At 65.0% G+C, this 21,537-nt stretch carries 20 protein-coding genes and 1 pseudogene; 8 read left to right on the forward strand and 13 right to left on the reverse strand.

Features of this window, described 5'->3' with window-relative positions:
- Positions 1–61: 61 nt before the first annotated feature.
- A complete protein-coding gene (locus QMG80_RS00130; RefSeq protein WP_085770975.1) occupies positions 62–1,288 on the forward strand; it encodes a Ppx/GppA phosphatase family protein in 1,227 nt (408 codons plus the stop codon).
- A 63-nt stretch (positions 1,289–1,351) separates the two neighbouring features.
- Positions 1,352–1,678: pseudogene (locus QMG80_RS00135) on the forward strand (IS1 family transposase); the annotation flags it as partial.
- 42 nt (positions 1,679–1,720) lie between these two features.
- Here QMG80_RS00135 and QMG80_RS00140 read toward each other — a convergent pair.
- On the reverse strand, positions 1,721–2,275 hold the full coding sequence (locus tag QMG80_RS00140) for a GNAT family N-acetyltransferase (RefSeq protein WP_085770977.1): 555 nt from the start codon (positions 2,273–2,275) through the stop codon (positions 1,721–1,723).
- A gap of 481 nt (positions 2,276–2,756) precedes the next feature.
- Here QMG80_RS00140 and rplS point away from each other — a divergent pair, with 481 nt between their 5' ends.
- Positions 2,757–3,137, forward strand: a complete 381-nt coding sequence (gene rplS / locus QMG80_RS00145) for a 50S ribosomal protein L19 (protein WP_085770978.1) — start codon at positions 2,757–2,759, stop codon at positions 3,135–3,137.
- Entirely contained in the window at positions 3,137–4,615 is a 1,479-nt protein-coding gene (locus QMG80_RS00150; RefSeq protein WP_085770979.1) for a DegQ family serine endoprotease, read from the forward strand. Before rplS ends, QMG80_RS00150 begins: the two co-directional genes overlap by 1 nt.
- 139 nt (positions 4,616–4,754) lie before the next feature.
- Here the strand turns inward: QMG80_RS00150 and QMG80_RS00155 are convergent, their stop codons facing one another.
- The 3 genes from QMG80_RS00155 to QMG80_RS00165 all read right to left on the reverse strand — a co-directional run bounded on the left by QMG80_RS00155 (position 4,755) and on the right by QMG80_RS00165 (position 8,255).
- A complete protein-coding gene (locus QMG80_RS00155; RefSeq protein ID WP_158658646.1) occupies positions 4,755–4,928 on the reverse strand; it encodes a hypothetical protein in 174 nt (57 codons plus the stop codon).
- A 337-nt stretch (positions 4,929–5,265) separates the two neighbouring features.
- Positions 5,266–7,776: a heavy metal translocating P-type ATPase gene (locus tag QMG80_RS00160; protein WP_085770980.1), complete on the reverse strand. Its 2,511-nt coding sequence runs from the start codon at positions 7,774–7,776 to the stop codon at positions 5,266–5,268.
- The gene (locus QMG80_RS00165; protein WP_245300116.1) at positions 7,773–8,255 is read right to left on the reverse strand and encodes a methyltransferase family protein; all 483 of its coding nucleotides are present in this window, start codon (positions 8,253–8,255) and stop codon (positions 7,773–7,775) included. Before QMG80_RS00165 ends, QMG80_RS00160 begins: the two co-directional genes overlap by 4 nt.
- Positions 8,256–8,632: 377 nt before the next feature.
- Here QMG80_RS00165 and rpmF point away from each other — a divergent pair, with 377 nt between their 5' ends.
- Entirely contained in the window at positions 8,633–8,821 is a 189-nt protein-coding gene (gene rpmF / locus QMG80_RS00170) for a 50S ribosomal protein L32 (RefSeq protein ID WP_085770981.1), read from the forward strand.
- 182 nt (positions 8,822–9,003) lie between these two features.
- Here the strand turns inward: rpmF and QMG80_RS00175 are convergent, their stop codons facing one another.
- From QMG80_RS00175 to QMG80_RS00190, 4 genes are all read right to left on the reverse strand, one after another.
- Positions 9,004–9,810: an SDR family NAD(P)-dependent oxidoreductase gene (locus QMG80_RS00175; RefSeq protein ID WP_085770982.1), complete on the reverse strand. Its 807-nt coding sequence runs from the start codon at positions 9,808–9,810 to the stop codon at positions 9,004–9,006.
- Between the two features lie 42 nt (positions 9,811–9,852).
- Complete coding sequence (locus tag QMG80_RS00180) at positions 9,853–10,347, reverse strand: tellurite resistance TerB family protein (protein ID WP_085770983.1); 495 nt, start codon at positions 10,345–10,347, stop codon at positions 9,853–9,855.
- A gap of 91 nt (positions 10,348–10,438) precedes the next feature.
- Positions 10,439–11,275: a universal stress protein gene (locus QMG80_RS00185; RefSeq protein ID WP_085770984.1), complete on the reverse strand. Its 837-nt coding sequence runs from the start codon at positions 11,273–11,275 to the stop codon at positions 10,439–10,441.
- A 114-nt stretch (positions 11,276–11,389) separates the two neighbouring features.
- Positions 11,390–13,219, reverse strand: a complete 1,830-nt coding sequence (locus QMG80_RS00190) for a tetratricopeptide repeat protein (RefSeq protein WP_158658647.1) — start codon at positions 13,217–13,219, stop codon at positions 11,390–11,392.
- 425 nt (positions 13,220–13,644) lie between these two features.
- Between QMG80_RS00190 and QMG80_RS00195 the strand changes: the two genes are divergently transcribed.
- Entirely contained in the window at positions 13,645–14,520 is an 876-nt protein-coding gene (locus QMG80_RS00195) for a L,D-transpeptidase (RefSeq protein ID WP_085770986.1), read from the forward strand.
- 7 nt (positions 14,521–14,527) lie between these two features.
- Here QMG80_RS00195 and ygfZ read toward each other — a convergent pair whose 3' ends face one another.
- The gene (gene ygfZ / locus QMG80_RS00200) at positions 14,528–15,358 is read right to left on the reverse strand and encodes a CAF17-like 4Fe-4S cluster assembly/insertion protein YgfZ (protein ID WP_085770987.1); all 831 of its coding nucleotides are present in this window, start codon (positions 15,356–15,358) and stop codon (positions 14,528–14,530) included.
- A gap of 336 nt (positions 15,359–15,694) precedes the next feature.
- On the opposite strand from ygfZ, the gene QMG80_RS00205 reads away from it, so the two are divergent.
- The gene (locus QMG80_RS00205; protein WP_085770989.1) at positions 15,695–17,020 is read left to right on the forward strand and encodes a dihydroorotase; all 1,326 of its coding nucleotides are present in this window, start codon (positions 15,695–15,697) and stop codon (positions 17,018–17,020) included.
- 39 nt (positions 17,021–17,059) lie between these two features.
- Here the strand turns inward: QMG80_RS00205 and gpt are convergent, their stop codons facing one another.
- Both gpt and QMG80_RS00215 read right to left on the reverse strand, forming a co-directional pair.
- Positions 17,060–17,545: a xanthine phosphoribosyltransferase gene (gene gpt, locus QMG80_RS00210; protein ID WP_085773568.1), complete on the reverse strand. Its 486-nt coding sequence runs from the start codon at positions 17,543–17,545 to the stop codon at positions 17,060–17,062.
- 8 nt (positions 17,546–17,553) lie between these two features.
- A complete protein-coding gene (locus QMG80_RS00215) occupies positions 17,554–18,315 on the reverse strand; it encodes a competence/damage-inducible protein A (RefSeq protein ID WP_085770990.1) in 762 nt (253 codons plus the stop codon).
- A 204-nt stretch (positions 18,316–18,519) separates the two neighbouring features.
- Between QMG80_RS00215 and QMG80_RS00220 the strand changes: the two genes are divergently transcribed.
- Complete coding sequence (locus QMG80_RS00220) at positions 18,520–18,918, forward strand: carboxymuconolactone decarboxylase family protein (protein ID WP_085770991.1); 399 nt, start codon at positions 18,520–18,522, stop codon at positions 18,916–18,918.
- On the opposite strand, the gene lldD is transcribed toward QMG80_RS00220, so the two are convergent.
- Entirely contained in the window at positions 18,903–20,051 is a 1,149-nt protein-coding gene (gene lldD, locus QMG80_RS00225) for an FMN-dependent L-lactate dehydrogenase LldD (RefSeq protein ID WP_085770992.1), read from the reverse strand. The genes QMG80_RS00220 and lldD overlap by 16 nt on opposite strands.
- 30 nt (positions 20,052–20,081) lie before the next feature.
- On the reverse strand, positions 20,082–21,500 hold the full coding sequence (locus QMG80_RS00230) for a cytochrome P450 (RefSeq protein ID WP_245300118.1): 1,419 nt from the start codon (positions 21,498–21,500) through the stop codon (positions 20,082–20,084).
- Positions 21,501–21,537: the final 37 nt, after the last annotated feature.

Genomic DNA, 21,537 nt, shown 5'->3' on the forward strand with positions numbered 1-21,537 from the left:
AATTTGCGCTTTTGCGCGAGACAGCCAGCCTTAAGGCTTGCAGGTTTCTTCGCGATTGGGCATGAAGGAGTTTCACCTTCTTGGACGGCGCCAGGCCAAGGCGCCGCCCGCAGCCCAGATCGGCGAAAGGCGTCACTTGAGCGGAAGTGACCGGAGCGTCGCAAGCCAGGCGAGACTGAGACCGTCGCCACTACCCCCGGACGGCCGCAGGACGGCGGCGCCTACGCCGCCGCTGCGGGGGCATCTCCCGGTTCAGCGGCCTGCAGAACATGTCTATGCCGCGCTCGACCTCGGCACCAATAACTGCCGCCTGCTGATCGCTCGCCCGGAACGACGGCCGCGGCGACGCGCGACCGAGGCCTTGCGGATCGTCGACGCCTTCTCACGCATCGTGCGTCTTGGAGAAGGCCTTGGCCGTAACGGCCGAATCAGCGAAGCGGCCATCGAGCGCACGCTCGAAGCCTTGCAAATCTGCCGAGACAAGATGGAGGCGCGCGGCGTGACGCGCGCCCGCCTCGTCGCGACGCAAGCCTGCCGCACGGCGGCCAATGGCGATGAATTCACCGCCAGGGCGCTGGAGCGCACCGGGCTCGATCTCGAGATCATCGACCGCGAGACCGAGGCGCGATTCGCCGCGCGGGGCTGCGGCAATCTCGCCGACTCGCGCTCGGAAAACGTCCTGCTCTTCGATATCGGCGGCGGCTCGACCGAGCTCGTCTGGCTCGCGCGGCCTGAGGACGCGTCAAATAGCCGCCTCGAGCTCGACCAATGGACATCCGTCGAGCTCGGCGTCGTCTCGCTCGCCGAGCATTTCGGCGGCAAGAGCGTCAGCGCCGAGACTTTCGAGGCGATGACGGCCTTTGCGCGCGACGCGCTGCGGCCTTTCGCCGAGACGCTCGCCGGAAGGCGACGCTGCGAGCGTTTTCATCTGCTGGGCACCTCCGGCACGGTCACGACGCTTGCGGGGGTCCATCTGGGGCTCGATCGCTATGATCGCTGGCGTGTCGACGGCCTTTGGCTGTCGGACGGAGAGGCGAGCCGCGCCATCCAGAAGCTGCGCGCCATGGACTTCGAGGAGCGGGTTGCGAACGGCTGCATCGGCCCGCAGCGCGCGGACCTCGTCCTGGCGGGCTGCGCGATTTTTCAGGCGATCCGTGAGCATTTCCCCGCCGAACGCACGCGCATCGCCGACCGCGGCCTGCGCGAGGGCATGCTGCTCGAGCTGATGGAGGCAGAGGGCGATTTGCCTTCCTCAGACTGGCAGGGCCCCCAAAACCACCGCGGTTGAAGCTGAAGCGCCCGGGTAGTGGGTCAAATTTGGAGCTTCACCTACGCCAGGCAAAAGAAGTCGGAAGCGGCCAAGGGCCGTTACAGCCCCGCCGTCTGCCTTGGTGCGAAGATGGAGAAGATCGAATGCAAGCCCGGCCCGACGCTCGTGAGCACGTCATTTGTCGAGCGGAACGACAAGACGATGCGGATGCACATACGTCGGTTCACACGACTGACGGATGCGTTTTCGCAGAAGGTCGAAAATCATGCTCACGCGGTCGCGCTTCACATGATGTATTACAACTTCGTCGCCGTTCGTTCGAAGCTGCACAAGTCTCCTGCGATGGCGGCTGGCGTGTCTGAGTGGCTGTGGGAGGTTGCGGACATCGTGGCGCTGGTTGAGGCCTAAGAGGCGAAGACGCGCGCGAAACGTGGCCCTTACAAGAAGCGCTCATTGCCCAGCTCGAACGACCGCCAATAGGTCCTCAAGAGGGTAGAGCATTTTCGGCTGCTGAAGATTTTCAGAATAAATGGCAAATTTTAGGCTCTTATAAAATTCTGTCGATTTCTCATCATAAGAGACAAGCGTTAAAGCGTAGAATCCGGCAAACTCTGCTACCTTTGCCACTTTGCTGAAGGCGTCCATAAGCAGATAAGAGCCCAATCCCTGCCTATGGTATTCTGAGTGCACGCCGACGAAGCTTAAATTGATGGCAGGAAATGCCACGTATGTCTTAATATACCCAGCTTTATTCGCGTCCGGCAGTTCGCTGACACTATCAGATCCAACCTGGAGAGCGTAATAGCCTATTGCGGTTGGGGAGGCTCCGATATGGGCGCAAAATACCTTGTGCTCGCATCGCCTTTCAGACTTTTTTGCTTTGTTGCGCAAAAAATTATTTATCGGAGATACGCCGCAATCAAATCTGTTTACAATAGTTTCAGCGCAATACGGGCGTATTGATACTTCCTCCAGATTCAGGTTTTGTTGGCGGGTGTTTTGCACGGTTTATTTCGTTATATCTCTTGCGCATTTCAATTATCTTAGCGTTCGGACCGCCGTTCTCATTTTGCACGCGGCGAACGAATTCGGCGGCCTCCCGCTGATTTCGGAACTTTAGTTTCCCGTTCTTTCGTGCGAGGTTATTCCACCATCGCATAAATACTTCGATCGGGTTCATGGGTCGGCCTTCGCGATATCGCTGCAACCTCCACGCTTACGCGTTCCGCCGGTTTGCAAACCAATCATTATAGCGCGCAAATTAACATTTGCTACCGATGCGAGCAATCTCCAACTCGTATCGCAACCTAGGTCACGCCACTTTTTCCCCTACTGAAAATTTCAAACTGAGACACTACCAGCGCCCGAGGCCTCTCGACATCCGCGCCCGCTTCCTTTACGGAACACGGCTCAACTCAAAACAGCGTCCCGAAACGCTCGCGCCCGCCCTGAAGCGGAAAGCGCGAAACGGCAGGAGATTTCGATCATGAACCTCATCGCTCAGCTCGAAGCCGAGCAGGCGGCGAGCCTTCTCGCAGGCAAGACCATTCCCGATTTTCGTCCGGGCGACACGGTGATCGTCAACGTCAAGGTCAAGGAAGGCGACCGCAGCCGCGTCCAAGCCTATGAGGGCGTCGTGATCGCGCGCCAAGGCGGCGGCCTCAACGAGAGCTTCACGGTTCGCAAGATTTCCTATGGCGAGGGCGTCGAGCGCGTCTTTCCGGTGCATGCGCCGCTGATCGACTCGATCAAGGTCGTGCGCCGCGGCAAGGTGCGCCGCGCGAAGCTCTATTATCTGCGCGACCGTCGCGGTAAGGCCGCCCGCATCGCCGAGCGCGTCGAGACCAAGGCCAAGACAGCAGGCTAATGATCGGCGGGACGAGACGGCTCGCCGCCGGCGCCCTTCGCTCTGGGGCGAGCCTCGGACCAAAGCTTTTGAACGCCGCCTTCGCCGCGCTGCTCGGCGCGGCGTTTTGGGTTGCGCCGAGCGGCGCCTCCGCGCAAGCTTTGCCGGAGCGCGCCGCGCCCAGCTCGCGCGCCGAGGCGGTTCTCTCCTTTGCGCCGATCGTCAAGAAGGCCCAGCCCGCCGTCGTCAACGTCTTCGCCTCTCGCGTCGAAAAAGTGCCGGCGAATCCCCTTTACGACGACCCGATCTTTCGACGCTTTTTCGGCGAAGGCGGCATGCCCGGCCGTCAGATGGCGCAGTCGCTCGGCTCCGGCGTCATTGTCGACCCGACGGGCCTCGTCGTCACCAATCACCATGTGATCGAGGGCATGACCGATGTGAAGGTCTCGCTCGCCGACAAGCGCGAGATCCACGCTAAAATCCTGCTGCGCGACCCGCGCACGGATCTCGCCGTGCTGAAGCTCGAGGAAGGCGGCGGCTATCCCTCCATGGAGCTCGCCGATTCCGACCTGTTGCAGGTGGGCGACCTCGTGCTCGCCATCGGCAATCCTTTCGGCGTGGGCCAGACCGTGACCCAAGGCATCGTCTCGGCGCTCGCGCGCACGCAAGTCGGCATCTCCGACTACGGCTTCTTCATCCAGACGGACGCCGCGATCAATCCGGGCAATTCCGGCGGACCGCTCGTCGACATGAACGGCCGCGCCGTGGGGATCAACTCCGCGATCTTTTCAAAATCCGGCGGGTCCGTGGGCATCGGCTTCGCCATTCCGAGCAATATGGTGAAGGTGGTGCTGGCGACGGCCAAAGGCGGCGGAAAGCAGGTGCGCCGCCCGTGGCTCGGCGCAACGCTGCAGGCGCTCACCCCGGACATCGCCGAGGGCCTCGCGCTGTCGCGGCCTACGGGCGCGCTCGTGGCCGATCTCGACGCCAGGGGACCGCTCGCGGAAGCCGGCGTCAAGCGCGGCGACGTCATCCTTTCGGTCGACGGACAGGATGTCGAGGATCCCGAAGGCCTCGGCTACCGTCTCGGCACGAAGCCGCTCGGCGGCGCCGCGAGTCTCAGCGTGCTGCGCGCGGGCAAGAAGCTCGCGCTCATGAGCAAGCTCGTCGCCGCCCCGGAGGTTCCGCCACGCGATCCGGTGAAGATCAAGGGACAAAACCCCTTCGCCGGCGCGACTTTCGTCAATCTGTCGCCGGCGACGATCGAAGAACTCTCTGTTCAGGGAAACGCCTCGAACGGCGTGGTGGTCGCCGAAATCGAAGAAGGCTCCTTCGCCCAGCAGCTGAGCCTGCAGAAGGGCGATCTGATCCTCGCCGTCAACGACAAGAAAATCATGACGACCCGGGACATGGAGCAGGCGGCGGCAGGCCGCGCCTATTACTGGAAGATCACTCTCTCCCGCGGTGGGCAGACGATCACCACGATGATCGGCGGGTGATTTCGCGGGATTTGCCCCTCGCACGAACGGTTTATCCGCGCGAGGGGAAATCGAGCCACATCGACAGACGGAACGAGCCCTGCCGCGAAAGCCTATCGAGCTTCGCGGCTCTTGCGTTCAGAACAGCGCCGCGCGCCGGTCATGACGCTCGGCGCTGCTGATCATGATGCGCCGGAGTGCTGGCGTCCCGGGGCCCGTTCGACGGGTTGACGGGAAGCATCCAGCCCGCCGCGAACGCCACGGCGGCTACGACCACCAGCGCGGCGAAAGCGGTCCATCGCAGACCTTGATCGTTGTCCGAGAGACCGGACATTGGTTCCACCTCCAAAAGCACAGCCTTTGTTAATGAATATAGCGAATTTCGGTGGGCCCTCAAGCGTTGCAGCGCAAGCTCGGCGGCGCTCTCGTCGCTGCACCGCAAAAGGACGCGGCCGACGGCGAGTGTTTCTGGGCTTCTCGCTGGCTGCGCTTCTCGCTTCGCCGCTTATCGATCGAGCATAGGAAATCCAGCTAGGTCAAAAACTTATAGCGATATCTTGACCGTGGGATCTCGGGCCTAGCCCGCTCTTGAGCGCAATGCGAAAAAGTGGAGACCGGTTTTTCGCAAAATTCGCGCTCTAATCTTTTAGAATCGATCACGTTTTCTGCGTTCAGGCGATTGCGCCGGACTGTAGCGCGCTCCGAGGCTCCGCTGACGGCGGGGGCTGGAAGCGCTTCAACCGCAGCGCGTTCGTCACGACGAAGATGCTGGAGAAAGCCATCGCGCCGGCCGCGAGCATCGGCGAGAACAGCGTCCCGTTGATCGGATAAAGCGCGCCGGCCGCGACCGGGATCAGCACGATATTGTAGCCGAAAGCCCAAAACAGATTCTGCGCGATGTTCGTCATCGTCGCGCGCGAGATCGCGACGGCCGTCGGAACCTTGGCGAGATCGCCCGACATCAGCACGACGTCCGCCGCCTCGATCGCGACATCCGTCCCGGTGCCGATCGCGAGACCCACGTCGGCCGCGGCGAGCGCCGGCGCGTCATTGACGCCGTCGCCGACGAAAGCGAGCTTCCTTCCTTCACGCAGGCGTTCGACGGCCGCGACTTTTCCGTCGGGCAACACGCCGGCGACGACCTCGTCGATGCCAACCTCCTGCCCGATCGCGCGCGCAGGTCGCTCATGGTCGCCGGTGATCATGGCGACCTGCAGCCCGAGCCCGTGCAGCGCCGCGATCGCCGCGGCGCTCGAGGGCTTCACCGCATCGGAGACGCAGAGCAGCAGCGCTGGTCTGCCGTCGATCGCCGCGTAAAGCGCGGTGCGCCCCTCTTCGGCGAGCTTCTTCGCCGCCTCCGAGAAGACCGCGGTGGAGAGGCCGAGAGCAGCCATGAATCGCTCGGCGCCGATGGCGATGCGCTTGCCCTCGACGAAGCCGCGCGCGCCCATGCCAGGGACCGCCGCGAACTCCCGGCAGGGCGCGGCCGGCAAGCCTTTCTCCTTGGCCGCGGCGACGATCGCGCTCGCGACGGGATGTTCCGAGAGCGCCTCCACGCTCGCGGCGAGCCGTAGCGCCTCATCCGCCTTGAATCCCGGCGCCACGACGATATCCGTCAGACGCGGCTTGCCGAAAGTGAGCGTCCCGGTCTTGTCGAAGGCGATCAAGCGCGCTTCTCCGAGCGTCTGCAAGGCCTCGCCCTTGCGAAACAGCACGCCCAGCTCAGCGGCGCGCCCCGTCCCGGTCATGATCGCGGCCGGCGTCGCAAGCCCCATGGCGCAAGGACAAGCGACGATCAGCACGGCGACCGCGTTGACAAGCGCGAAGGAGAGACGCGGCTCGGGGCCGGCGAGCATCCAGACCAGAAAGGTCGCGGCCGCGATGGCGAAGACGACGGGAACGAAGACCGCGGTGACGCGATCGACGCGGGCCTGGATCGGAAGCTTTGCGCCTTGCGCCTCCTCGACCATGCGGATCACGCCGGCAAGGAAGGTGTCGGCGCCGACGCGCTTCGCCTCGAAAGCGAAAGCTCCGGTTCCGTTGACCGTCGCGCCGGTCACGGACGAACCGGGCGACTTGGCGACCGGCGCCGGCTCGCCGGTGATCATCGATTCATCGACATGCGACGCGCCGCGCAGCACGACGCCGTCGGCCGGTATCCTCTCGCCGGGACGCACGAGCACGACGTCGCCGGCGCGGACCTCTTGTGTCGGAACGTCGAGCGTCTCGCCGTCGCGCTCGACATGAGCGACGCGCGGCGCAAGCGCGGCAAGCGCGGCGATCGCGCCCGCCGCCCGGCCCTTGGCGCGCGTTTCGAGCAGCCGGCCGAGGAGAATGAGCGTGACGATCACGCAGGCGGATTCGTAATAGACGTGAGCCGAGCCGGCCGGCAGCAGCTGCGGCGCGAAGGTCGAGACGGCGGAGAAGAGATAGGCGCTGGCCGCGCCGACCGCCACGAGCGCGTTCATGTCGGGCGCGCCATGCAGCAGCGTCGCGAGCCCCTTCTGAAAGAAGACGCGCCCCGGCAGAGCGAGCAGCAGGCTCGTCAGAACGAACGAGACATATTGCGCGTTGTCGTGACCGATATTGGCCATGATCCATTCGTGAAAGGCGGGGATCAAATGGCCGCCCATCTCGAGGACGAAGACCGGGGCGGTCAGCGCCGCCGCGAGGACGAGCCGCCGCGACAGCGCCTGCGCCTCTTCCTCGCGCGCGTCTTTTCCTGACGCGAGCGCGCTTTCGATCTCGCGCGGCTCGTAGCCGGCCGAGGACACCGCCTGCCGCAACGCCTCGAACCGTCCGGGACCCTTCAGGGCGCGCACGCTCGCGCGTTCGGTCGCGAGATTGACGCTCGCCTCGATCACGCCAGGGACGCTCCTGAGCGCCTTCTCGACATGGGCGACGCAGGAAGCGCAGGTCATCCCGCCGACGCCAAGATCATAGGTCTCGACGACGGGTTCATAGCCCGCCTCCGTGACGGCCTCGGCGATCTTCGTCGCGTCGGCCTCCGGCGTCAGCCGAAGATTGGCGCGCTCCGTGGCGAGATTGACGCTCGCCGCCGCGACGCCCGGCGCCCGCGCCAGCGCCTTTTCGACATGGGCGACGCAAGACGCGCAGGTCATGCCGCTCACTTCGAAAGCAAGTTCGCGATCGGAGGCGGCGGTCGCTAGGCTTTCTGTCATCGAAATAGCCATCGGGGAGTTTCCGCCGCCCATTCGTCGTATTTCTCGCCAAATGTTTGTTGCAGGCGGCGCTCCTCGGGCAGCACGCTCAAAAAATGCAGAGCGACGCCCACGAGCGGCGCGAGAAGCGTGACCGTCCAGGATCCGAGCACCAGCCCCAGACCGAAAACGAGCGCGACATAGGAGACGTAGATCGGATTGCGCGAATGGACGTAGGGCCCGTCCGTCACGAGCGCGGTCGCGGCGCGGGTCGCCTGGAAAGGCGTGTCGTGCTCCCGCATCATCCTGGCGCACCATAGGATCGTGAGGACCGCCAGCACGACGATCGGTCCGCCGATGACGGTGAAGAGCGCGTCGGGCCTGTCCGTGCCCAGCGCCAAGTCTACGGCAAGGCCGCCGATGATCGCGCCGCCGACGAGGATCTGGGGCATAGGCAAGCGCGCGGGCGGGACGGCCGGCGTCGGCGATGGGGTGTCCAAGCATTCCTCCTTCTTACCGAGAACGTCCCGATCGCGCGGAATCACGCGATCAGGAAGAAACCCGAAATCAAATATTTATACCATGTCCTCATCGAAAGCCGTTTCGCGCCTTTCCGTGACATGCTCCAGATCACGCTATATTCAGGCGGAATCCCCTGACCCAGAAGACGTGATCGATCCATTTCTCGCCTCTTCGCGTCGCGCTCTAAGTCGCCCTCCCCTCGCGCCGATGCAAGCCGCTTTCGCTCGATTCTTCGAGAGTCTCGAGCCGACCCGGAAGGGACAGCCCTAGCCAGGGCGGCGATTTTGGTGTAAGCGCCGCCCTTCCGAAATTTTGCCAGGGCCCTTTGGGCCGAGGTCCCAGAGGAGAGTTACACATGGCCGTACCGAAGCGAAAAACCTCGCCGATGAAGCGCGGCTTCCGCCGTTCCGCCGACGCGCTGAAGGCCCCGACCTATGTCGAGGACAAGGACTCGGGCGAGTTGCGCCGTCCCCATCACATTGACCTGAAGACGGGCATGTATCGCGGTCGGCAGGTGCTGAGCGTGAAGACGGAAGAGGCCTGAGCGGGGAATGGGCGGCGCGGCGCATAAGGCGCTCGCGCCACCGGCAGCCCCGCCGTCCCGAGTGAGTTTCGCGCAAACCCAGCCTCCGTTGATGCGATCCCGACGGCGAGCTCCCGCTCCAAATCAAAGACTTAGAGCATATGCTGCCCGGAAGACCGCTTCGCGCTTTTCCGTGAGATGCTCTAACGTTTGTCCAGCGCCGCCGCCGTCAGCGTCATCAGCCAGCCGCGCGGGACAAATCTCGCGACGAGGACAATGATCTGGTTCATGAGCCCCGGCACGACGACGCGCCGGCCCGCCATGAGACCTTCATAGCCCTGCCGCGCCACTTCGGCCGGGGAAACAAGCGCAAGGCGCGCGGCGCCCAACTTCCCCTTCAGCTCAAAGCCCGATCGCGCCTGAAACCCCGTCTCAACGGGTCCGGGGCAGAGGCAGGAAACCTTCACGCCGCCCGCGCTGAGCTCCTGCGTCAGGGCTTCGCTGAAGGAAAGCACATAGGCTTTCGTCGCATAATAAATCGCGAAGCTTGGGCCGGGCATGAAGGCCGCGATGGAAGCCACATTCAAAATCGCGCCCTGGCAGGCGACGATCGAGGGCAGGAAGCGCAGCGTCAGCGCGGTCAGGGCGCGCACGTTCAGGTCGATGATCGCGAGCTGTTCGGCGGGATCGAGCTTCTCCACGGAACCCACGAGCCCGAAACCCGCATTATTGACGAGAATCTCGGCTCGCGCTCCGGCCTCGTCCAGCGCCTTGGCGAGCGCCTCGATCGCGCCCGCGGCGCAAAGATCGAGCGCGATGACGAGAGGTCTCCTCTCGGCGCCCTGCGCGACGATCTCGTCGGCGAGCGCCTCGAGCCGATCGGCGCGGCGCGCGACAAGCGCGAGATCATGCCCTCGCGCCGCGAAGACTCGCGCCAGTTCTGCGCCGATCCCGTCGGAGGCGCCGGTGACGATCGCCACCCCGCGCTGCTTCCCATCCGCAGTCGTCATGAAATCTCCAAAGCTCGAATCCGCCGATGAACGGCGATCTGATCAAGAGTCGGACCAGGGTCCCGGAGGCGTGGCCTCTTCGCTCGCCCGTTCCTCGCGGGCGAAACGCCGTAGGCTGACGCGCTCGCGCGTCGATACGCCGAGCAGCTCGGCGACGCGCCACACGACATTCTCCTCGCACTCGTCGATGTCGCCGTCCGCGTAGGCGATTTCCCACAGCATGCCGACAAGCTGACGGCGGCCCTCTTCCCCGAGCGAACGCTTCAGGACGCTGGTGAAATGATAAAGATCGACCGCCTCGCGCTCGCTCTCGGTCGCTTGCGTGATCAATTCGCGCGCCTGCGCATGCGAAAGATTGAAGCGCTCTTCGACGAGCCTTTGCACGCGCGCACGTTCAGTGGGATCAAATTCGCCATCTACGCCGGCGATATGGACCAGCAAAGCCGCTGCGGCCAGGACGTAGTCCTGGTCGTCGAAGACGCGCGCCTCCGGCGCCTCAAAAAGCTCACCGATGAAGCTCTTGAGCGAGTCGAACATTAGCGCGGGACCTCATGATGGACGCGGCGCCTCTATACCTCGGCGGGATGGGCGCGTCCATTGGGGATGCTCCCCCGAACCGGGGTCAGCGTCAGACGGCTGCGCGGCGCGGCCTGCTGGGCGCCGTCAGCACCGGACAGGGCGCCTCTCGCAGCACCTGCTCCGTCGTGCTGCCGGTGATTGCGTCGATGAGGTCCTTGTGACCTTCGGTCGCCATGACGATCAGGTCTGGGCCGATCTCCGCCGCGACCTCGAGGATCGTCTCGACGACCGGTCCGCGCCTCAGCTCGACATGCGGCAACAGATTGCCATAGGTCGGCAGCGTGTCGCCGACATGCAGCATGTGGAACTCCGCCGTAGGCTCGAGCATGCGCACGAACGGGGAGGCGAAGCCCCAGGCGTGCATCGGCGCAACCTCTGCGGAGACCGGCATCAACACGCGCCGCAGCTTGATCTTGCCGTTCGTGGGGTCGACGAAACCATGCGCTCCAGAGCGCAGGAACAGAGCGGGCGCATGAGAAAGCCGAGCGCTTTCCTCGGCTAGGGATCCCCCCAGCAGGCGCTCCAGCCACCCTGGAGCGTGCGTCGCGAGCACCAGCAGATCGCAGCCATGCGCCTCGGAATAGGCGCCGATGGCGCTCGCGACGTCCTGAGACTCAACGGACGCATTGACGATCTTGGCGCCCAAACGCTTTTCGACCGCCCCCGGCTCGACGCCCGCCTCGATCAGGTTCCAGCGCTGAAAGAGCTCTCGCGCTTTCGGAAACCTGTCTTCGGCCGCGAGGAGTCCCGGCTCCTCCTCCACGTGGAGGACATGGAGCGCGCTACCGCCAGCGGCCGCAAGCCGAACGGCGTGCACGAACGCGGCTTCATTATCCTCGGAGAAGTCGGTGGGATGCAAAATGGCGTGGAACGGGCAGTCTTCCATGCGCGCCTCGGCGGTGTTGGAGCCGTTCGGGCTCTCGACCCGAGCTTCGATCGGCGGATGTTAGGACATCGGCGCGCGTCGGGCCAGCGGTCTCGGGCGGCGACGCTCAAATCTTCAGCGATGATTGCGCGCGGCGTAGCCGCCCCACACGAGCCCGTGCAAGCGCTCGAGCAGACGGTCGGCCAGCCCTCCCCCTTGGGCCGGCTCCGAGACGGGCGCGCCGGAGAATTCGCGGCGCAGCGACGCCGCCCTCCTCTTCTTCCCGAGAGCCTCGAGCGCCTCGACGACGACAAAAGCGGCGTCGATCGTCCAAGGATGGCGCGAGCGGCCGTCCGCCCGCAGTCTCGCGAGCGCCGCTTCCGCGAGCGCAAGGGCTTCGCGCGGGCGGCCGAGCTTGAGGAGCATTCTTGCGCAAAGGACCTGGCGCCGGCCGGTCGCCAAATAATCAAGGCCAAACCCGGTTTCGAAGATCTTGCGCGAGCGCTCCAGCAAGGCGTGCGCTCCGGCGAAGTCCCCTTGCGCGCAACGCGCCGCCGCAAGAGTGTCCAGGCTCGCCGCCGTCTCGGGATGGCTCGGCCCAAAAAGACTTTCCCGGATCGAGAGCGCGGACTGAAACAACGCCGCAGCGCCCGCGTGATCGCCCTCGGCCAGCAGATAGTCGCCGGCGCGGACCTTAAGATCGGCGCGCGTTTCATTGAAAGCGGACTGCAAGCGCTTCGTCGCGCAAATCTCGACGACATGGGGCGTCAGCTTAGCGCAGAGCGATCGCGACTCCGGATTGCCAAAGGCGTCGGTGGGATAGATTTCGGAAAGACGCCGAAGGAGGCTTTCGGCGACGGCCTCTCCGTCTGTCATCTGCTGCGCCCGTTCACGCGCCAGCTCGTGAAGGGGCTGCCGCATGAGAAGGGCGGGAACGCCGTCCGCGAATGACGCGGGGGTCGCGAGCGCGAGATCGGTCAAAGCGCAAGTCGCCGACCGCGCCTCGGCCGGATCGCGGCTCACGCCCTCGACCAGAAGCCAGGGCGCACGCTCCCCGGCGCAAAGGCCGAGAAAGGCGACGAGTCGTTCCGCTGCCGAGCTCAGCCCTCGCGCGGCGCCGACCGAGAGAGCGAAGGCCGCGGCGAGACCGGCCGAGGAACCCCGGCCGGGAGTCGATGCCATCAGCAGCCCCGCATCGGCGGCATAGGTGGAGAAGGGCGTTCCCAGGCGTCGGCAGTGGGCCGCGGCGAGCTCCAACGACAAGGGAGTCGAGCCGAGAACCTCGATGATCGCCGCCGCGCCCGCCTCGCCGCGCTCCCCTGCGCGACGCCGAAGGAAAGCAAAGGCGTCACCGCGATCGAGCGGTTCGAGCGCGGCCTGATCCGCCCAATCGTCCCACCCTCCGATCATCGCCGGAGTTCCCGAAGGCTCGCGCTCGGCCCTCGCGGCGGCGATCGCGGCGGCGTCGGGCTCCGTCGCATGGCGGGACTCATAGACCTCGAGCCGCGCGCACAAGATTTCATGCTCGCGCGCGAACGCGCTTTTTTCCAGCTTGAGGGCCTCGAGCGCGCTTTGCGTCGCCTCGAGACGCCTCTTCACATCCGCCAGATCTCGCGCGCGTTCAGCGGCTTCATTCTCCAAGCGCGCGACGCTGCGGCTTGACGCCTCGAATTGCTCTCGAAGCGTCTGGACCTCGAACAGCCGACGTCCCGCCTCCATCATCGCCTGCGTCCGCGCGGCCTCGAGGGACTCGAGCTTTTGCTCGAATCTTCGCTGGCTCACCGCGCAGCGCGCGAGCAGCATCGACTGCTGCGCGTCGATCTGCTCGAAGGTAAAGGGCATGCGGCTTTCGAGACGACGACGCGTCAAACGCTCGGCCCGTCGCTGCAGCAGGGGGACGAGGGCGAGAAAGAATAGCGCGGCGACGAGAAAGCCGAGGGTGGAATATAATGCTTGCTCGACCACACGCACCTCCACACGTCGCCCAGGGGCCATTGCGTAAAAGCTGACGGGCTCTCGCGATCTGAATTCGCCTGAAGGCGCTAATCGGGCGCGAATTCTTTCCGCTCGAACATTCGAGCGGAAAGCGCGCGACGCCCGCTTTCGCTCCGGCGGCGCGGACGAAGGCCGATACTTCGCCTACGCAATAGTGTGGCGTCCCGTTCAAGAAGAGCAAGCGGAGCCGAGGGCGTTTTTTTTGCGTTTCGCGGACCCTTATTTTCGCCGCCATCCCCGCCGATTCTGGCGCCGGGAGCTAGAGCGCGAAGCGAAAAAGTGGAAACCGGTTTTTCGTACAAATCGCGCTCTAAACTTTTAGAATCGATCACGTGTTCTGCGCCCAGGCGGTTCCGCCTGAACCCACCGTGATCGCAAAAAGTGGACGATCCTCGATGCGGACTGCGCAGCGCGCTCTAATCGGATGTTTCTCGGCGGCTTGCACGCTGCTCGCGGCGCCGGCCGGCGTCGCCCAATATTATGGATCGCCGGACTCGTACTATTACGCCTCCCCCGAGGCTCGGGCCTATTACGACCGGCGATATTACGACGAGTATGACTCCGGCTATGGGGGCGGGTACGACCCCCGCGGCTATGGCCAGCGCGGCGATTATCGGCGCGCTTCCCCTTATGAGGAGGATTACGCGCCCCGAGCGCGGCCGCCGGCCCGGGCGCGACAGGAGGATTATTACCGCGATCCCTACGGCGCGCCGCCGCGTTACGGACGCGGATCGGGGGACGCGAGAATGGCGGCGCTGCCGCCCGACGCGGATCCCGCCTATTCAACCGCGATGGACCTCGACCAGGGAGTCGATTTCCGCCAGAAGACCGCGGCGCTCGTCGCCGATCCCTATTCTCGGCGCAACGGCGAGATCACGATCGACACGGGGCAACGCAAGCTCTACCTCTCGCTCGGCGACGGGCGCGCGATCGAATATGGCATCGGCGTCGGACGCGAGGGCTTTCTTTGGAAAGGGCAGGCGGAGATCGGCCGCAAGGCCTATTGGCCCGGCTGGACGCCGCCCAAGGAAATGCTGCTGCGCAGGCCCGATCTGCCGCGTCACATGGAGGGCGGCATCGACAACCCGCTGGGCGCGCGGGCGCTCTATCTCTTTCGGGGCGACAAGGACACGATGTTCCGCATCCACGGCACGAATGAGCCGGACACGATCGGACAAGCCGTTTCGTCGGGATGCATCCGCATGCTCAACCCGGACGTGATCGACCTCTACCAACGCGTCAAAAAAGGCGCGCGGGTCGTCGTGCTGTAGATTCGCTTCAGCCGCCCTTCTGAAACTCGAGCCGCGCGCCGCCCGCCTGCGGCGTCACGCCGGCGCCGAGCGCATCCTCGAGCCGGTCGACGCGGATCATGGCGAGGCCGAGGTCGCCCTGGCTCGAACCGGTGACGCCGAGATCGATCTCCCCCGCCTTGACCGGCGTTCCGGGCTGCGGCGCGCCGCCTTCGGCGCGATAGCGCGTGATGCGCCGGCGGGCGAGGCCGCGATGCTGCGTCCGCGCGACGACCTCCTGGCCGACGAAGCAGCCCTTCTTGAAATCGACGCCGGCGAGAAGGTCCATATTGGCTTCATGGGGGAAGGTCTCGCCATAGGAAAAATCCACACCGCCCTCCGGCACGCCCGCGGCGACGCGGCGCGCGTCATAATCGGCCCGCTCCGCTCCGGCTTGGAGCGCCGCGCGCGGCGCAATGGCCCTGAAGCCTAAGGTCTCGGCGCGGGGATCGGGCGCGACGGCGAGCGCGGCGTCTCCGGCTCGCGCCACCTCATTCAGTGCGAAGACCGCAAGCGAATCGCTCAAGGAAGCGACCGTCACGGCCGAGCGCAGCCGATACATATTGAGGCGCTTGAGGAGATCGGCCTCGAGGGCCTTGGGGCAGTCGAGCAGGTAACGCCGGCTTTCTCCCTCTCCGATCGCGAAGACGAAAAAATCGAAGAGGATCTTGCCCTGCGGCGCGAGCAAGGCGCAGAAGCGCGCCTCTCCCGGCGCAAGACGCTGGACGTCGTTCGTGACGAGTCCATGCAGGAATTTCGCGGCGTCGGGGCCGGCGACCTCGACGACGCCGCGATCCGCAAGGAGGATAGGTTTTGTCATGCGTGTCACGCTTTCCCTAGATCACGATGCGTTTGAGCGGAATCGCTCAAACGCAGATAACGTGATCGATTCCAAAGTTTTAGAGCGCGATTGGCGCGAAAAACCGGTTCCCACTTTTTCGCTTCGCGCTCTAGTCGTCGCGGAGATTGGCCCTGGAGGAATTGTCGCAAAACTTCACAAGCCCTGGGCCGGAGCTCGCTCCGCCGGAGCGATTTGGCGCGCTTGACTTGAGTTGAGTCTCAAGCAAGTTTCCGTCAAGTCGTCGAAGGCGCCGCGCCCTTGACGGTTTCTAACATTGCGCGGGGCCTCCAACCACTGCAAGCAAGGCGCCACGTTATGGCCAAGGCCTTCGACACGATCCTCTTCGGCGGCGTCCTCGTCAATCACGACGGCGAGGGACCGCGGGACGTCGGCCTCAGGGACGGAAAGATCGCCGAGATCGGCGACCTCTCCCAGGCTTCGGCCGGAGAGCGCATCGACTGCGCGGGGCTGCATATTTTACCGGGCGTCATCGACACGCAGGTGCATTTTCGCGAGCCCGGCGCCACCCACAAGGAAGATCTCGAGACGGGATCGCGCGCGGCTGTGCTCGGCGGCGTGACGGCCGTGTTCGAGATGCCGAACACCAAGCCGCTCACAACGACCGCGGCCGATCTCGCCGACAAGGTCGCGCGCGCCAAAGGGCGCATGCATTGCGACTTCGCCTTCTGGGTCGGCGGCACGCATGAGAATGCGCGCGACATCCCCGCGCTCGAGCGCGAGCCGGGCGCGGCGGGAATCAAGGTCTTCATGGGCTCCTCGACCGGCTCGCTGCTCGTCGCCGACGATGCGGGGATCGCCGAGATCCTCTCGCACACGAGCCGGCGCGCCGCCTTCCACGCCGAGGACGAGGCGCGCCTTAAGGAGCGCGCGGGCTTGCGCGCAGCGGGCGATCCGACCTCGCATCCCCATTGGCGCGACGCGCAAACCGCCCTGCTTGCGACGCAGCGGCTTCTAAAGATTGCGCGGGAGAAGCGCGCGCTGATTCACGTGCTGCACGTCTCGACGGCCGACGAGATGACGCTGCTCGCAAACCACAAGGACATTGCGAGCGTCGAGACAACGCCCCACCATCTCACCCTATCCGACGCCGACTATTTGCGCATCGGGACGCTCGCGCAGATGAATCCGCCGGTGCGCGACGCGTTGCATCGCGAGGGGGTTTGGCGCGCTCTGCAGCAGGGCGTCGTCGATGTTTTGGGCTCGGACCATGCGCCGCATACGCTCGAGGAGAAGGCGAAGCCTTATCCTGAAAGCCCATCGGGCATGCCAGGCGTGCAGACGCTCGCGCCCATCATGCTCGATCATGTCCATGCGGGACGGCTCACGCTGCAACGTCTGGTCGACCTAACGAGCGCTGGACCCGCGCGCCTCTTCGGGTTGGCCGGCAAGGGCCGCGTCGCGGTGGGCTATGACGCGGATCTCACAATTGTCGATTTGAAGCGTCGCGAAACCATAAGCAATGATTGGATCGCCTCGCGTTGCGGCTGGACGCCCTATGACGGGCGCGAGGTTATGGGCTGGCCGGTCGGGACCTTCGTGCGCGGCGCCAAGGTCATGTGGGAGGGCGAGCTCGTCACGCCCGCGACCGGCGCGCCAGTCCGCTTTCACGCGGCGCTGTGAATTCAGGACGCAATCCCCTCTCCCCGCATGCGGGGACATTCACCTCGAGTTGCGCGCGCCGATCGGCTCCTGGAAGGAAAGCCCCGTGTCCCACGGAAAATAGATCCACGTGTCCTGCGGGATCTCGCGCACATAGGCGTCGACGAGCGGAAGCCCGAGCGGCTTGGCGTAGATGGTGGCGAAATAGGCGCCGGGGAGCTGCGCCTTGACGACCCTGGCGGTGTTGCCGGTATCGACCAGATCGTCGACGATCAGCACCTCCTGGGGGGGCCGCGCCAGAATGTCCTCCGAGAGCGACTTCAGCACGGCGATTTCGCCGCGCGTCGTGTCCTCGTGGTAGCTCACGACGCAGATCGTCTCGATCACCCTTATGCCGAGCTCCCGGGCGATAACGCCCGCCGGAAAGAGACCGCCGCGCGCGACCGCGGCGATGGCCGAGAAGCCGCCGCGCTCGGCCAAGCGTTGCGCCAGCGTGCGGGTGTCGGCGTGGAACTGGTCCCAGGAGAGATGGAGAGATCTTCGCATGGGCTTTTTCAGCACGTCGCTCTGTCGCCGCGCAAGCTTTCGATAAGCGCGCGCACCGCGACGGAGGCGGCGGCGAGCGCGGCCGCGTCGCGGGAGCGCAGCACGATCTCATTATGGACGCCCGCCTGCGAGAAATGCGGGTAGGAGCCGGCGCTGACCTCGGGGTGAGCCGCGGCCAGCGCTGTGAGCCCTGCCGCATATCTCCCTTCCGGAACGCCGGCAGCGTCGATCGTCTCGACGAGCACGCGCACGCCGGTCTTGAGCTTCGGCGCCACGGCGTCGAGCATGAGATGCATGATCATCGGCACGCCGGCCATGACGATGACATTGTCGATCATGAAGCCCGGCGCCTTCGTCAGGCTGTTCTCGACGAGCTCGGCGCCCTGCGGGATGCGCGCCATGCGGCGGCGCGCCGCGTTGAGCTGATCGAGCTTCAACCGCTCGAGCAGCATTGCGATGGCGCGCGGATCCTCCTCGATGGGGACGCCGAAGGCGCGCGCGATGGCGTCGGCGGTGATGTCGTCATGTGTCGGGCCGATGCCGCCCGTCGTGAAGACATAGTCGTAGCGCCCGCGCAGGGCGTTGACCGCCGCGACGATCTCGTCCTCGTCGTCAGGCACGACGCGCACCTCGCGCAGATCGACGCCGATGTCGGCGAGATAACGCGCGATGTAATGGCTGTTCTGATCCTGCGTGCGGCCGGACAGAATTTCGTCGCCGATGACAAGCACGGCCGCCGTGACGATGTCGCTTTGCGCGGAAGGCGCCATGCTGGTTCCCTTGAGTTGAGCGGTGGATCATAGGCGGCGCGACGCCCGAGGCAAGGGGCGCGGCTGATAGCGGCTCACGGGACCTCATCCTGGGCTCCGCAGGAGCCGTCTCGGAGGATGAGGGCGCGGATACTGGTCATCGACTCGGCGCCCTGCGGAATCTAGTTTTCCCTCCCTCAATCCTCAAGAAAACAGGCAAACACTATGGCCACGGTCCACCTGCTTCGCGACGACGAGCTTTCTCCGCAGGCGCAAGCCGTCTTCGCAGACATCCGCGCGACGCGGCAGACGGATTTCGTCAATAATTTCTGGCGGGCGCTCGCCCATGATCCGGCGGCGCTGAAACGCACTTGGGAAAGCATCAAGGCGATCATGGGACCGGGCGCGCTCGATCCCAAGGTCAAGGAAATGATCTACATCGCCGTCTCGGTCGCCCACGGCTGCCCCTATTGCGTCCATTCCCATACGGCAAGCGCGCGCGCCAAGGGCATGTCGGAGACGGAGTATCAAGAGCTGCTCGCGATCGTCGGCATGGCCTCGGAGACGAACCGCCTCGTCACGGGCTTGGGCGTGCCGATCGACGACGCCTATGAGGTCGGCTGAAAATCATCCAAAATGCTCGCGTCGATCTCCTCGACCGAGCTGACGCCCGTCAGCGTCATCGCGACGCGCATTTCCTGCGCGATCATCTCCAGCATCTCTCTCACGCCCTGCTCTCCGCGCGCCGCGAGCGCGAAAACCTGAGCGCGCCCCAGAAACACGCCTTTCGCGCCGAGCGCCAGCATGCGCAGGACGTCGACGCCGGAGCGCACGCCCGAGTCCGCGAAGATGAGCAGGTCGTCGCCGATCGCATCCCTGATCTTCGGGAGCGCCCGCGCTGTCGATGCGGCGCCGTCCAATTGCCGCCCGCCGTGATTGGAGACGACAATCGCCTCCGCGCCGAGACGCGCCGCATCGCGCGCGTCCTCCGGCGTCAGCACGCCCTTGATGATGAGCGGACCCTTCCAGAAATTGCGAAGCCATTCCAGATCCGACCAGCCGATCGAGGGGTCCATATTGGCGTTGATCCAGCCGAGATAGTCCTCGAGCCCCGTCCGGCGCCCGAGATAATGCGAGATATTGCCGAGATCGTGCGGCCGTCCGCAGACGCCTACGTCCCAGGCCCATGCGGGCTTCCCGAGAGCTTGGAACAGCTGGCGCTCTGTCTTGAACGGTCCCGCCAGTCCCGAATGCGCGTCGCGCCATCGCGTCCCGATCACGGGCAAGTCGACCGTGAAGACGAGCGTGGTCACGCCCACTTCCTGCGCCCGCTCGAGAACGCTGCGCATGAACCCGCGATCCTTGAGAACGTAGAGCTGGAACCAGAGCGGCGCGGCGCTTTGCGCGGCGATTTCCTCGATGGCGCAGACCGAGACGGTCGAGGGCGCATAGGGAACCCCCGCAGCCGCCGCGGCCCTGGCGACGGCCGCCTCTCCCCGACGCCAAAACATGCCGGTCAGGCCGACGGGCCCGAGAACGACCGGAAGGCTTACGCGTCGCCCAAACCACTCGGTCTCCAAGCTCAAATTCTCGACATGGGCGAGCACGCGCTGCTTGAGCCGCACTTGCGCGAGATCGGCGATATTGGCGGCAAGCGTCTGCTCCGCGCCCGCTCCTCCGTCGATATAGTCGAAAAGAAAGCGCGGCAGCCGCCGCCGCGCCGCCTCCCGGTAATCCTCAATGCGGGAAATGATCATGCGTCCTTCTCGCCCATTGGCGCTGAAGACTCACGCCGCCGGCGCGAGCTCGCCTTCCGCCGTGGGACGGATCGGCTCGATTAAAAGCGGCATGCCGCCTTTGGCGCGCGTCGTGAAGCGCGCGTCGATTACAAGCCGATGACCCGGCGCCGTCGAGAAGCGGAACTCGCGCACAAAGGTTGCGAGCAACGTCGTCATCTCGAGCATGGCGAAGCTCATGCCCAGACAAATGCGCGGTCCGGCGCCGAAGGGAATATAGGCGTAACGATGCCGCGCCTTGACCTTCTCCGGGGCAAAGCGGTCGGGATCGAAGCCATGTGGATCGTCCCACAGCTTCTCGTGCCGGTGCAGGCACCAAATCAGAACGGCGATCGTCTCGCCCTTGGAAAAATGATAGGGCCCGAGAGTCGTCCTCTCGCGCGGCTGGCGCGCGAATCCGGCGGCCGGCGGAAAAAGCCGCATCGATTCCTGCAGGACCTGACGCGTAAAGACGAGCTTTTCGACGGTCGCGGGACCGATCTCCTCTTCGCCCGCGACAGCCCGGACCTCTTCGCGCAGACGTTCCTGCGTAGCCTGATCCTTGGCGAGAAGCCACAAGCTCCAGCTCATCGCCACGGCCGAGGTCTCATGGCCGGCCACGAGGAAGGTGTAAAGATTGCCCTCGAGCTCGGCGTCAGTCATCACCCGTCCCGTCTCGGGATCGCGCGCCGAAAGCAGGAGCTGCAAAAGATCATTGCGCGCGACGCCCGAGGCGCGCCGCTCCTCGATCAAGGCGCGCGTCGCCTGGCTCAAATAGCGCAAGGCGGCGGCGGCGCGGAAAGAGCCGGGATGCGGGATCAGATCCGGGGGCAATCCAATTATCGCGCAAATACGCCGCCAGCCGATGGCGCCGAGCGCCGGCGCGAGCTCGGCGACAAATCTTCCGCGGTCGAAGCTGGGGGCGGCGCCGAGCACGCTTCGCAAGATGACCTCGAAAGTCACCCGCGACATCGCCGGCGCCACATCGACAGGTCTTCCCGCTTCGAGCCGCCGCCATAGGGCGGCCTGTTCGCGCGCGCAGGCTGCGAAGGTTTCCACCTGCGCCAGGAGGTTCTCATGGCGAAAGGCCGCCGAAACCGCGCGCCTTTGCCATTTCCAGTCGGCGCCTTCAGCGAAAAAGAGGCTCTCCTTGTTGATCGGACCGGAAAGCGTGCTCACGGTGAGCCGGTCCCGCGAAAATTCCTCCGCGCGCGTCACCAGCATCTCTTCGATGAGCGCCGGACTCATGATGAGATTGATCTTCGGCGTGACCGGCGGAAATCCCGGGAGGACGGAGCGATCCTCGCGATAGGCCGCTCGCGGGTAATTGACCAGAAAATTCTCGCGCATCGCCCAAAGAGAGGGTTTCTCCAGCGGCGTGAAGGGCATGAGATCGGGATCGTGAAACATAGGACCCTTAGATGATCGCATCGCGATGTCGCGACAGTGTCGAAATATGGCTCGATTG

Origin of the sequence: Methylocystis bryophila (assembly GCF_027925445.1) — a bacterium.
Taxonomy (GTDB): Bacteria; Pseudomonadota; Alphaproteobacteria; order Rhizobiales; family Beijerinckiaceae; genus Methylocystis; species Methylocystis bryophila.